This is a genomic window from Bacteroides sp. D1, assembly GCF_000157095.2.
Taxonomy (GTDB): domain Bacteria; phylum Bacteroidota; class Bacteroidia; order Bacteroidales; family Bacteroidaceae; genus Bacteroides; species Bacteroides xylanisolvens.
Map to the genome: position 1 here is coordinate 163,132 of NZ_JH114330.1, position 14,149 is coordinate 177,280.

A 14,149-nucleotide genomic window follows, 5' to 3' on the forward strand; every position below is an offset into this window, starting at 1 on the left:
CTCCAGTTTCTTGTAATCGATTACGGGGGCAAAAGTATTGAGGAATAGCTTGATAGTGAATTAAGCTATGTTTGAGGTATTAACCTATTCTTAAAGTTTTTTCAGTTGTTTGATATAATTGCTGATGGTTACATAATCTTTTTCATGTTCCACCCCTTTTACATAATTGGCGGCTGTGGCTAAATCACCTTGATTCAGATATTTATCTTTCTTTATATTCTTCGTAACAAACAACTTATTCTTTGCTATAACAGATTGCCAGTTAGGTGTTATCAAACCACGATTGCTTAATTCCGAAAAAAGAAAAGCTACCTGCCTGTTGTTATTAGACCTAAATATAACTTTTGGCTTACAGGAAAGTATTGCTTTCAAATCTTCAAAAGTCATAGGAGCATTGAAAATTTCCACTTCATTGATACAATCCACCAACAATGCTATTTGTCTGTCGTTTAAAATAGACTTAAACGGATTTTCTGTTTCAGCAATATGGGAGATAATTTTAGGCTCTTGGCATTTATCTTGAATTGGTTGCGGCTCTTTCTGTTGTGGCTGCATTTCCGCTTGCACCTTACTTTCTTTCTTTTTTCGCAAGTACGCAGAATATTTTTCCAATACAACAGTTTTAACTATTACGGAAAAATAAGGCAGTTCTTCATCATAAACCGTATTATCTTGCTCATACCGGGAATAATCAAATGAAAGAGGATTAAACGACATGTATTTTCTTTTCTCATCGGATTTCAAGGATTCATAAAAACCGCTTTCCCAAAAGAAATCAGATACAGAATAAAAATATTGAATATCATTCAACACAGAATAACGAATATATAACTGCACCAACTCATCAGCGGTACGAACATATTCTTGCTGTTCCAGTTTATCTGCCTGTTCTTCGTCGAAATATAAGGACTTAGAGGCAATATTATCTATCATAACTTGGCTGGCATGATTGATACAGCGATTGAATATACCTTGTATATGGTCGAATTTTATTTTCAGTTCTTCTTCTGTCATAATAATCTATGTTTCAGTTAGTAGAAACAAAGATATATTTTTCCGGCTAAACAAAGACAAAAAAAGAAAGAAAGTACGGTAACTGTGATATAACCATACTTTCTTTTTAAATCAGTCCGTCAAATTCGGTATCAAACTTATAGCTTCTTCTTTTTTCTTATCGACAATCTTCGCATAAATTTGAGTTGTGGCAATATTTTTATGTCCTAACAATTTGCTAACTGTGTACAAGTCAGCCCCCAATGTAAGCATCATGGTAGCATGGGTATGCCGGGCAACATGAAACGAGATATGCTTAATAATCCCTGCGTCTTTCGCCCATTTTTGAAGTATTTTATTTATAGTTCCCTCATGCGTCAAAGGAAAAATCAAATCATCGCCTTTTGCTTCATTTTGTTGCGGCAACCACTTTAACGCTTCATCGGATATAGGCAGATAAAGCGGTTCTTTTGTTTTCTGCATCTTTATTTCAATTCTTATTCTTTCACCGCTTTTCTGCAAATCGTTCCACTTCAATTTTCTTATATCGCTTACACGCAGCCCACACAAACAACTGAAAAGAAAGGCTTGTTTCATTATCTCATACTTGCACTCTGTCCCGATAAGCCGCTTCAATTCCTCTATTGTCAAATACTCCCTGCGGCTGACTTCCGCTTTTACCTTACTGGCAAAATCAAACTCTTTCGTTGGATTGACCGTAATAATCCCCTCTTTATAGGCTCTATTTATAGCGGTACGCAGCACCCCATAGTAAGCAATAACGGAATTATTACTTAATACACCCCCAGCCTTTAACAAACCAAACTTGCTTGCTTTCTTCGCTTGTTTCAAGAAATCCACAAAGCTATTCAAGAAGTCCTTATCTATATCACGAAAAGCGATATAATCCCCTCTGAACAATTTTAGTTCACGAATGGTATTACCAACGGTCTTTTCATAGTTCAAGCTGCCACGTTCTTTAGATTGGCTTCTCATGTTCATTAAATAATCAATCACATTCGCTTTTGACTTGTTGGTGTTCTGAAAGCCGTGTGCATCATTTTGCAACTCTACTATCCGCTTGCTTTGAATAGCTTTTGCAAGAGCCAACGTAGCTTCGTTCTTTGCCTTATCCTCTCTTGTCTTTTCGGGTATAAGGTATAATTTCAAAAATTCATATTGCCGTTTACCGCCAACATAATTTTCTTTTCTAATAACATCACCTGTATAGTAGTCCAAATAAATAGACTGGTTGCCATTGGCAAGCTGCTTGAATCTAATCCTTACAGGTTCTTTCAATTTAACTTCTTGTTTTTTCTTCGCCATAATTATGTTCTTATTTTGTTACCGATACAAATATAGCGATTTGTTTTGTTACTTCAATGAATACAGGTAACAAAATAGTAACAAAATAAAGGTATTTATTAGACTAAACAAGAAAATAAGGAAAATAAAGGAAATTACATTCAACAAATATAAAACACTAAATATCAATATCTTATGTTCAATATTTTATCTCATTTTTTCTCTTTTTCCACAACTGACAGCTGTTGATGATGTTCTGCCACAACACATACGAACCGGGAGCCACAGAAGACAATGGATTCAAATAAGTATGTGCCATCCAAATAGCCAGAATCGTATTCTTTTGTCCCAACGCCTGCCCGCCACTGATACGGTCATTATAAATTGAGCCGATTGTCTTCCCCAAAAAGAACTGCAAACAGCAGGCAACCAGTGCTCCGACAGCAATCATGATTTCCGTAAAACCATCCGCTGGGTCATTGAGCAAGGAATACAATGTCTGCGCTGTTACGATAGCCAAAGACACAGCCCACAAATAAAAAGCAAGTTCATGATAGCCCAATAACTTCTGATGTACTTTTGGCAAACACTTACTCAACAACCAGGCAGCCAAAAAAGGACAAATCAACAACGGAAATACCTTACCTAAAATAACAAGAAACGCCTCCCAAAAAGTGACATCAGGATGCACCTCCACCAAAGGAAAAAGAATAGGCACAGCAATAGCCGCACCGATATTTGCTATCAATGTATAAGTGGTCAGACTAGCTGCACTCCCACCCAACTTGGAAGTAATCACCGCAGCAGCCGTAGCCGTAGGACAAATAATACAAACCATCACTCCCTCTGCTACTATTTTATCAAAGCGATAAAGCAACAAATAAGCAGCCAACGCTCCGCCAATCTGAATCAATAACAACCACATATGGAGAGGTTTAGGCTTCAAATCACAAGGAGATACCTTACAGAAGGTCAATAGCAACATCGTAAAAATAAGATAGGGAGTCAGAAAAGAAAGGCTGATAAACAGCGGATAACCTATAGCACCTACCAGCATAGCAATAGGTAACGTCCAATTCTTCAAAAACTTAAGCATCGTCGTACATTTTAACTTCGAAGCACAAAGTAACGGAGATTTCAGGAAAAAAGCTACCATTAAACCGAAAAAAACACAAAACTTAATGGCAAATAATGAGTTTTCTACAAATTTCTACTACATTTGCACCGTATTATAGATATGAAACTGAATAGACCGTACATATTATACATATTCATTTGCCTCTGGCTACTTTTTCTACCCTCATGTACTAACCACTTATGGGGGAAGGATTTTGTAGTAGTTATCGACGCAGGACATGGCGGACATGATCCGGGCGCCATCGGCAAAATCTCGAAAGAGAAAAATATCAATCTGAACGTTGCCCTGAAAGTGGGAAATCTGATTAAAAGGAATTGCGACGACGTCAAAGTGATTTACACTCGTAGCAAAGATGTATTCATCCCTTTAAACCGACGCGCAGAAATTGCGAACAACGCGAAGGCTGATCTCTTCATTTCCATTCACACCAACGCACTGGCTAACAACCGTACCGCAAAAGGTGCTTCAACCTGGACACTGGGTTTGGCCAAATCAGACGCTAATCTGGAAGTTGCCAAGCGAGAGAACTCCGTAATCCTCTACGAAAGTGACTACAAAACAAGATATGCCGGTTTCAACCCGAACTCTGCCGAGTCATATATTATATTTGAATTCATGCAAGATAAATACATGGAGCAGAGTGTACACCTGGCTTCGCTGATGCAAAAACAATTTCGCCAAACTTGTAGAAGGGCAGACCGTGGAGTGCATCAAGCCGGATTCCTTGTCTTAAAAGCGAGTGCCATGCCGAGCATTCTGATAGAACTAGGATTTATCTCTACGCCCGAAGAGGAGCGTTATCTGAATTCTGAAGAAGGGACCGGCACCATGGCAAAAGGCATCTACCGTGCTTTCTTAAATTATAAGAGAGAACATGAACTGCGCCTAACAGGAGTCAGCAAAACGATCGTCCCAACCGAACAGGAAGAAGACAATGCCCCGGCAATTGCCCAAAAGGATACCGAAAGCGTGAACACAGCTCCCCAACAGGAAAAGCTATTGGCCGAAGCAAAAACAAAACCTGCCGCGACAGCAAAAACAGCACCGAAACGCCCAATTGTAGTAGAGAGTGCAACCAATGACAGTGAAATTACGTTTAAGATACAGATACTTACTTCTTCCAAGCCTCTCGCCAAAAACGACAAACGGCTGAAAGGACTGAAAGAGGTAGATTATTATAAGGAAGGGGGAATATACAAATATACGTATGGAGCCTCCTCCGATTATAACAAGGTGTTGCGTACGAAGCGCACCATTACGGCACAATTCAAAGACGCCTTTATCATCGCTTTCCGGAACGGCGAGAAAATGAACGTCAATGAAGCGATTGCCGAATTCAAAAAAAGAAGAAATAAATAAAAAGATAAAATGAAGTACATTACAAAAGAAGTCAGAATAGGTATTGCAGGTATCGTTGCACTATGTGTGCTTATATACGGAATTAACTGGCTGAAAGGTATACACATGTTTCAACCTTCCAGCTATTTCTATGCCAAATTTGAAAACGTAAACGGACTCACCAAATCAAGCCCGGTATTTGCCGATGGTGTTCGTGTAGGTATCGTGCGTGACATCTATTATGATTATGCCAAACCCGGAAATGTAATTGTCGAAGTGGAACTGGACACAGAACTGCGGATTCCCAAAGGAAGTAGTGCCGAGCTTGTATCCGAACTTATGGGAGGCGTACGCATGAATATTCTTCTGGCAAACAACCCGCGCGAAAAATATGCCGTAGGAGATACGATCCCCGGCACACTAAACAACGGAATGATGGAAAGTGCGGCGAAACTGATCCCAAAGGTAGAAGAAATGCTTCCGAAACTGGATTCTATCCTCATCTCTCTGAACAATATATTAGGAGACAAGAGCATCCCTGCCACCCTGCACTCGATAGAGAAGACAACCGCCAACCTGGCAGTAGTCAGTTCGCAGGTAAAAGGGCTGATGAGTAATGACATACCTCAACTCACCAGTAAACTGAACACCATCGGAGACAACTTCGTTGTTATCAGCGGAAATTTGAAAGAAGTAGACTATGCAGCCACTTTCAAAAAAATAGACGAAACGCTGGCTAACGTAAAAATACTTACAGAAAAATTAAACAGCAAAGATAACACAATCGGACTACTCTTCAACGACCCGACTTTATACAATAATCTGAATGCAACAACTGAAAATGCAGCCAGCTTATTAGAAGACCTGAAAGAGCATCCGAAACGGTACGTTCACTTCTCATTATTCGGCAAGAAAGACAAGTAGCAAATTATCGTTATATAGATTTTATCTAAATAACGAAGGGCTTTCAAAAGAAAGTAGATTGCTCTTCAAATGTCTATCTACAAACCGAAATAATATTCCCGTACAAACGTACAAAAGTGAGAAAAAAGGCTAAAATTATATATATAAGGCATTAACATACAGATACTTATAAAACTGCAAGAGAGGGTAAACAGAGTGTGTCCGACAACAAACGCATAAGTCATTGAAAGTAAACACATTATTGTTAGCATGAAAAAAACAAGAAAAAATAGATTTGTTTTTTCCGAATAAGATTCCCAATTTTGCAAACGTAGAAGTTTTGCTTAATTAATAAATGTATTAAAAGTTACTATGATTGAATCAAATCATGTCGTACTTTGGAACCGCTGTCTCGACGTTATTAAAGACAATGTTCCCGAGACGACATATAATACTTGGTTTGCCCCTATTGTTCCGTTGAAATATGAGGACAAAACGTTGATCTTACAGATCCCGAGCCAGTTTTTCTATGAAATACTGGAAGAGAGATTCGTAGATCTTATACGTAAGACATTATATAAGGTCATTGGCGAAGGAACCAAGTTGATGTACAATGTCATGGTGGACAAGACTTCGATTCCGAATCAAACCGTGAATCTCGAAGCAAGCAATCGTTCTACGGCTGTTACTCCCAAAAGCATAATCGGAGGAAACAAAGCTCCCAGCTTCCTACAGGCTCCTGCCGTTCAGGATTTGGACCCGCATTTGAATCCCAATTATAATTTTGAGAACTTCATTGAAGGATACAGCAATAAACTTTCAAGAAGTGTGGCGGAAGCCGTAGCGCAAAAACCGGGAGGGACTGCTTTCAACCCGTTATTCCTTTATGGAGCATCCGGAGTAGGAAAGACGCACCTGGCAAACGCAATAGGCACGAAAATCAAAGAAATTTATCCAGAGAAAAGAGTATTGTACGTTTCGGCACATTTGTTCCAGGTACAATATACGGATTCTGTACGCAATAACACGACCAACGACTTTATTAATTTTTATCAGACGATTGATGTATTAATCATTGATGATATTCAGGAGTTTGCCGGTGTCACCAAGACTCAAAACAACTTCTTCCATATCTTCAATCATTTACACCAGAACGGCAAACAGCTTATATTAACTTCAGACCGTGCTCCTGTATTGTTGCAAGGTATTGAAGAACGCCTCCTGACCCGTTTCAAATGGGGTATGGTAGCCGAGCTTGAAAAACCGACGGTAGAACTTCGCAAAAATATTCTACGCAACAAGATACACCGCGACGGGTTACAATTCCCGCCGGAAGTGATCGATTATATTGCCGAAAATGTGAATGAAAGTGTGCGCGATCTGGAAGGTATCGTCATTGCTATCATGGCTCGTTCCACTATTTTCAACAAAGAAATAGATTTGGATTTGGCACAACACATTGTACATGGCGTGGTTCATAACGAAACAAAAGCGGTTACCATCGATGATATCCTCAAAGTGGTATGCAAGCATTTTGATCTGGAACCGTCTGCCATACATACAAAATCCAGAAAAAGGGAAGTCGTTCAAGCACGACAGATCGCCATGTATCTAGCTAAAAACCACACAGACTTTTCAACTTCTAAGATAGGTAAGTTTATCGGTAACAAAGACCATGCAACGGTACTTCACGCCTGCAAAACCGTAAAAGGACAATTGGAGGTGGACAAAAGCTTTAGTGCAGAAGTACAGGAAATAGAATCGTTACTGAAAAAGAGAAACTGAAATTAAGTATTAAGTATTACCGTTGCTATACAATATCGCATGATAAAGTCCATCCGCATGGATAATACTTAATACTTGATACTTAATACTTATTTCAAGAATCCTTGCTGGCGAAGTACTTTCAATAGATTTTCGGACATAAATTCGTTATCTTTCTTTGTGTAACGCACATCCGTAAAGACTTGAGCCAATGTTTCTTTTTTATTTTCTTCGATAAACTGCTTGTTTTCCGGCAATGATTCTTTGTAGGCATAGAGTTTATCTATTTCTTCCGGTGTATAGTCGTGATATTTTTCATCGTGCACGGCAGCTTCCAAAGGCAAACGATCTACTTGTGCGGGAATACCATCCGGATAGCCTACCGTTATTGTGGTGAGAGGGAATACCAGTTCGGGGAGTTGGAGGGTATCAATAATCATTTGAGGATTATAAGTGGTAGTTCCCAAATAACAAATGCCGAGTCCTGCTTCTTCCGCCAGTGTACAAAAAGTCTGCGCAACAAGCAAAGTATCCATAGACGCATTCATAAAAGACATTAAATTATCGTAGCCCGGCACTGCTTTCCGCTGTTCACACCATTTGCTGAAACGACGGAAATCAGCACAAAAAGTCAGTACGACCGGAGCATTTTTTACCATCGGCTGATTGAAATGAGCAGGCGAAAGTTTCTCCTTCATTTTCGCATCGCGAGTCACAATCACACTATAAAGTTGCATCCCACCCATCGTAGAAGCACGGAAAGAGGTTTCAAGCAAATCATTTAACAAACTCGGATTTATATCTTTAGGCAGATATTTCCGGATAGTTCTTCTGTTTTTTACGGTTTCAAACATATCTTTTTTTTGCAAAGATATAAAAAGAAAAAAATATTCCACCACACTAGCGAAATAGAATAGTTTTCTTTTTGGAGAACTTTAACCTTTGAACAAAATTCAATTTCATCTGTTTATCAAAGACTTAGCATAAACAAATGGAAAACTTGCAACCTGTTAATAAATTAATTCATTTTTATTTTGATAGATGAAAAAACATTCTTAGCTTTGCGCCTACATTTGTTAACGATAAGTAAACTTCTACATATTACTTATTAAAAACGAGATTTAACACAAATTGAATCGTGGAAAAACAGATTTATTCTTACGACGAAGCCTATGAAGAATCTTTACGATATTTTCAAGGCGACGAGCTTGCTGCAAGGGTTTGGGTAAACAAATACGCAGTAAAGGATTCTTTCGGTAATATCTATGAAAAATCCCCGGAAGACATGCATTGGAGAATTGCAAATGAAGTGGCACGCGTAGAATCGAAGTATCCGAATGCGTTGACAGCAAAAGAACTGTATGATTTACTGGATCACTTCAAGTACATCGTCCCCCAAGGTAGCCCGATGACAGGAATCGGTAACGACTACCAGGTTGCTTCACTATCCAACTGCTTCGTTATCGGAGTGGACGGTGCAGCCGACTCTTATGGCGCTATCATCAAAATCGACGAAGAACAGGTACAACTAATGAAAAGACGCGGTGGTGTAGGTCATGACTTATCACACATCCGTCCGAAAGGTTCTCCCGTTAAAAACTCGGCGTTGACTTCTACCGGTCTTGTTCCGTTCATGGAACGATATTCGAATTCCACTCGTGAAGTAGCTCAAGACGGACGTCGCGGTGCATTGATGTTGAGCGTGTCTATCAAGCATCCGGATTCGGAAGCATTCATTGATGCCAAGATGACCGAAGGCAAAGTGACCGGAGCAAACGTTTCTGTCAAGTTGGACGACGCTTTCATGCAGGCTGCCGTAGACGAAAAGCCGTATGTACAGCAATATCCTATCGACTCTGCCCAACCTACATTCACCAAGGAAATCGACGCTTCTACCTTGTGGAAGAAAATCGTTCACAATGCATGGAAATCGGCAGAACCGGGCGTTTTGTTCTGGGATACGATTATCCGTGAATCTGTGCCTGATTGCTATGCAGACCTAGGTTACAGAACAGTATCTACCAACCCATGCGGAGAAATTCCTCTATGTCCTTACGATTCTTGCCGCTTATTGGCTATCAATCTATATTCTTATGTGGTAAATCCGTTCAAACCGGATGCTTATTTTGATTTCGACCTGTTCCAAAAACACGTGGCTCTCGCTCAACGGATCATGGACGATATTATCGACCTCGAACTAGAGAAGATCGAACGTATCATGACCAAGATTGACGAAGATCCGGAAAACGAAGAAGTGAAACATGCGGAACGTGCACTTTGGGAGAAAATCTACAAGAAGAGCGGACAAGGTCGTCGTACCGGCGTAGGTATCACTGCAGAAGGTGATATGCTTGCTGCTTTAGGATTGCGCTACGGAACGGAAGAAGCAACGGAATTCTCTGAAAAAGTACACAAGACAGTAGCTCTCGGTGCCTATCGTTCTTCAGTGGAAATGGCCAAAGAACGCGGTGCCTTCGAAATATACAATAGCGAACGTGAACAGAACAATCCGTTCATCCAACGCTTGGCAGCCGCCGACCCGAAACTGTATGAGGACATGAAGAAATATGGTCGCCGCAACATTGCCTGCCTGACGATTGCTCCAACCGGAACGACCAGTTTGATGACGCAGACCACTTCGGGTATCGAGCCTGTATTCCTGCCTGTTTACAAACGTAGAAGAAAGGTAAACCCGAACGATACGAATGTGCATGTAGACTTTGTAGACGAAACAGGGGACGCATTCGAAGAATACATCGTATTCCATCATAAATTTGTTACTTGGATGGAAGCTAACGGATACGATCCGGCCAGACGTTACACCCAGGAAGAGATTGACGAACTGGTTGCCAAATCTCCTTATTACAAAGCGACTTCTAACGATGTCGACTGGTTGATGAAGGTGAAGATGCAGGGAAGAATCCAGAAATGGGTAGACCACTCTATCAGCGTAACCATCAATCTGCCGAACGATGTGGACGAGGATTTAGTAAACCGCCTGTATGTAGAAGCATGGAAATCCGGCTGTAAAGGTTGTACCGTATATCGTGACGGTTCACGCTCCGGAGTGCTGATCTCTACGAAATCGGATAAAGACAAGAAAGAAGGACTTCCTCCTTGCAAACCGCCTACGGTTGTAGAGGTACGTCCGAGAATATTGGAAGCAGACGTTGTCCGTTTCCAGAACAACAAGGAAAAATGGGTAGCTTTTGTCGGATTATTGGACGGACACCCTTATGAAATATTCACTGGTTTGCAAGATGACGACGAAGGTATCTTGCTGCCTAAGAGCGTGACTTGCGGACGTATCATCAAAAATGTGGATGAAGACGGTACCAAACGTTACGACTTCCAATTCGAGAACAAACGCGGATATAAGACGACCATTGAAGGATTGTCAGAGAAGTTCAACAAGGAATACTGGAACTATGCAAAATTGATTTCCGGCGTGCTTCGCTACCGGATGCCGATTGAACAGGTTATCAAACTGGTTGGCTCTCTGCAATTGAACAGTGAAAGTATCAACACTTGGAAAAACGGTGTAGAACGTGCATTGAAGAAGTATATTCAGGATGGAACGGAAGCCAAAGGTAAGAAGTGCCCGAACTGTGGCAACGAGACATTGGTTTATCAGGAAGGCTGTCTGATTTGTACTACTTGCGGCGCTTCCAGATGTGGATAATAGTCCTACGTATGTTAATTAATATATAAACAAAAGATTAAAAGGAGTCCGGTGCGGCTCCTTTTATTTTTTATTCAAAAAAATGTCTTATACTTGCAGTGTCTTACATATACAATCAAAATCTAATATATATGATTCTATCATTTAATATTGAATACCGCACCAATTGGGGAGAAGAAGTAAGGATTTCTGGCTTATTTCCGGAATCAATTCCTTTACACACCACCGATGGTATCTATTGGACGGCAGAACTTGAGCTTGAAGTCCCTCAAGAAGGGATGACTATCAATTATAGCTATCAGATAGAGCAAAACGGAATAGTTATCCGCAAGGAATGGGACAGTTTTTCGAGATCTATTTTCTTATCAGGTAGTTCCAGGAAGATATACAGAATCAATGATTGCTGGAAAAATATTCCGGAACAACTGTATCTTTATAGTTCTGCTTTTACAGAAGCCTTACTGGCACATCCTGAAAAAGAGAATATCCCGCAAAGATATAAGAAGGGACTGGTTATCAAGGCCTACGCCCCACGTATCAACAAAGATTATTGCCTGGCAATTTGTGGCAACCAGAAATCATTAGGTCACTGGGACCCGGAGAAAGCGGTATTGATGAGTGACACCAATTTCCCGGAATGGCAGATAGAACTGGACGCCAGCAAACTAAAATATCCGCTGGAATATAAATTCATCCTCTACAACAAACAGGAAAAGAAAGCAGACTGCTGGGAGAAAAACCCTAACCGCTATCTGGCAGACCCGGAACTGAAGACCAACGAAACGCTCGTGATTGCCGACCGATATGTTTATTTCGACATTCCCGCATGGAAAGGGGCAGGAATCGCTATACCCGTATTTTCTTTAAAATCAGAGAAAAGTTTCGGAGTAGGTGATTTCGGCGACTTGAAACGTATGGTCGACTGGGCAGTAAATACTCGCCAGAAAGTTATTCAGATTTTACCGGTCAACGACACTACCATGACTCATGCATGGACGGACTCTTATCCTTATAACAGCATTTCTATTTATGCTTTCCATCCGATGTATGCGGATATCAGGCAAATGGGAACTCTGAAAGATAAAGAAGCGGTATCGAAATTCAGCAAGAAGCAAAAGGAACTGAACAGCCTCCCTGCTATTGACTACGAAGCGGTCAACCAAACTAAATGGGAGTTTTTTAACTTACTGTTCCGACAGGAAGGAGAAAAGGTATTGGCTTCCAAAGGTTTCAAAGATTTCTTTGAAACGAACAAGGAATGGCTGCAACCTTATGCAGTCTTTAGTTATCTGCGCGACGCCTACAAAACGCCCAATTTCCGCCAATGGCCGCGACACTCTGTTTACCAAGCGGAAGATATAGAAAAAATGTGCCAACCGGGAACAGCAGATTATCCTCACATCTCGTTGTATTATTATATCCAGTATCATTTGCATCTGCAATTGTTGTCTGCAACCGAATATGCCCGCCAACACGGTGTTGTATTAAAGGGGGATATTCCGATTGGTATCAGCCGCAACAGCGTGGAAGCCTGGACAGAACCTCATTACTTCAATCTCAACGGACAAGCGGGTGCTCCGCCCGATGATTTCTCGATCAACGGGCAAAACTGGGGATTCCCCACATACAACTGGGATGTCATGGAAAAAGACGGATACCGCTGGTGGATGAAGCGTTTTCAGAAAATGGCAGAATACTTCGATGCTTACCGGATCGATCATATCCTCGGTTTCTTCCGTATTTGGGAAATACCAATGCACGCTGTACACGGATTGTTAGGCCAGTTTGATCCTTCTTTGCCGATGAGCCGGGAAGAAATCGAAAGTTATGGTCTAACGTTCCGCGATGAATATCTGCTACCATTCATCCATGAATCTTTCCTCGGACAGTTGTTCGGACCGCATACCCATTTAGTCAAACAGGATTTCCTTGAATCGGTTGATGACTCCGGACTTTATCGGATGAAACCGGGATTCGAAACACAACGGGAGGTAGAACAATTCTTTATCGGTAGAAATGATGAAGATAGTGTCTGGATTCGGGAAGGGCTTTATTCATTAATCAGCAACGTCTTATTTGTTGCGGATAAGAAAGAGGAAGGTAAATACCACCCGCGCATCGGTGTGCAACGGGATTTCGTATTCCGGTCGCTGAACGAAGAAGAGAAAAATGCGTTTAACAGACTATACGACCAGTATTATTATCACCGGCACAACGAGTTCTGGTATCAACAGGCTATGAAGAAGTTACCTCAACTGACACAATCAACCCGCATGTTGGTTTGTGGAGAAGATTTGGGGATGATTCCTGCTTGTGTGTCGTCGGTGATGAATGATCTCCGGATTCTTAGTCTGGAAATTCAGCGGATGCCTAAGAATCCGATGTATGAATTCGGGCATTTAAATGAATATCCGTACCGGTCTGTCTGCACAATCTCCACTCACGATATGTCTACGTTGCGTGGCTGGTGGGAAGAAGATTATCAACAAACCCAACGTTACTATAATGCAACGTTAGGACATTACGGAGTTGCACCGACAACTGCCACCCCGGAGTTATGCGAGGAAATCGTACGCAACCATCTCAACAGTAATTCCATTCTCTGTATCTTGTCTTTCCAGGATTGGTTATCGATAGACGGGAAATGGAGAAATCCGAATGTGGCGGAAGAGCGAATTAATGTTCCATCCAATCCACGCAATTACTGGAGATACCGAATGCATCTCACTCTGGAACAGTTGATGAAAGCAAAAACACTTAATGATAAGATTGGTGAACTGATTAAATACACAGGAAGAGATCCGAATAAATAGAATAAAAGATACAAGTAACTTTCAAAAAGGATATTTTCCGGACACTACCGACGCGGATAACACTAGATTAAGAACACTAAAATCTATGTGATCCGCGTCATTCGTTTTTCAAGGATATATTGATAACAGAGGTAAAATAAGGAGTTTCAAAACATAGTCAACCGTTTTTTTCGCAATAATATCATTACTATATATCATACTTTTTCGCTTTTC

Annotated in this window: 9 protein-coding genes; 5 read left to right on the forward strand and 4 right to left on the reverse strand. The window is 40.8% G+C overall.

Features of this window, described 5'->3' with window-relative positions; all coding sequences use genetic code 11:
• Positions 1-90: 90 nt before the first annotated feature.
• The 3 genes from BSAG_RS21845 to BSAG_RS21835 all read right to left on the reverse strand — a co-directional run bounded on the left by BSAG_RS21845 (position 91) and on the right by BSAG_RS21835 (position 3,454).
• Complete coding sequence (locus BSAG_RS21845; protein WP_004315366.1) at positions 91-1,014, reverse strand: hypothetical protein; 924 nt, start codon at positions 1,012-1,014, stop codon at positions 91-93.
• A gap of 111 nt (positions 1,015-1,125) precedes the next feature.
• Complete coding sequence (locus BSAG_RS21840; protein ID WP_004315367.1) at positions 1,126-2,319, reverse strand: site-specific integrase; 1,194 nt, start codon at positions 2,317-2,319, stop codon at positions 1,126-1,128.
• 178 nt (positions 2,320-2,497) lie between these two features.
• A complete protein-coding gene (locus tag BSAG_RS21835; RefSeq protein WP_008770714.1) occupies positions 2,498-3,454 on the reverse strand; it encodes a transporter in 957 nt (318 codons plus the stop codon).
• Between the two features lie 81 nt (positions 3,455-3,535).
• On the opposite strand from BSAG_RS21835, the gene BSAG_RS21830 reads away from it, so the two are divergent.
• The 3 genes from BSAG_RS21830 (at position 3,536) to dnaA (ending at position 7,462) form a co-directional block, all read left to right on the forward strand.
• A complete protein-coding gene (locus BSAG_RS21830) occupies positions 3,536-4,795 on the forward strand; it encodes an N-acetylmuramoyl-L-alanine amidase (protein ID WP_004312549.1) in 1,260 nt (419 codons plus the stop codon).
• Between the two features lie 9 nt (positions 4,796-4,804).
• On the forward strand, positions 4,805-5,698 hold the full coding sequence (locus BSAG_RS21825; RefSeq protein WP_004299349.1) for an MlaD family protein: 894 nt from the start codon (positions 4,805-4,807) through the stop codon (positions 5,696-5,698).
• A 351-nt stretch (positions 5,699-6,049) separates the two neighbouring features.
• On the forward strand, positions 6,050-7,462 hold the full coding sequence (dnaA, locus tag BSAG_RS21820; RefSeq protein ID WP_004299347.1) for a chromosomal replication initiator protein DnaA: 1,413 nt from the start codon (positions 6,050-6,052) through the stop codon (positions 7,460-7,462).
• Between the two features lie 89 nt (positions 7,463-7,551).
• On the opposite strand, the gene BSAG_RS21815 is transcribed toward dnaA, so the two are convergent.
• Positions 7,552-8,295: an NADPH-dependent oxidoreductase gene (locus tag BSAG_RS21815; RefSeq protein WP_004312550.1), complete on the reverse strand. Its 744-nt coding sequence runs from the start codon at positions 8,293-8,295 to the stop codon at positions 7,552-7,554.
• A gap of 284 nt (positions 8,296-8,579) precedes the next feature.
• Here BSAG_RS21815 and BSAG_RS21810 point away from each other — a divergent pair, with 284 nt between their 5' ends.
• Together BSAG_RS21810 and BSAG_RS21805 are read left to right on the forward strand one after the other, a co-directional pair.
• Complete coding sequence (locus BSAG_RS21810; protein ID WP_004299345.1) at positions 8,580-11,123, forward strand: adenosylcobalamin-dependent ribonucleoside-diphosphate reductase; 2,544 nt, start codon at positions 8,580-8,582, stop codon at positions 11,121-11,123.
• Positions 11,124-11,254: 131 nt separating this feature from the next.
• Entirely contained in the window at positions 11,255-13,936 is a 2,682-nt protein-coding gene (locus tag BSAG_RS21805) for a 4-alpha-glucanotransferase (protein WP_004312551.1), read from the forward strand.
• Positions 13,937-14,149 lie beyond the last annotated feature (213 nt).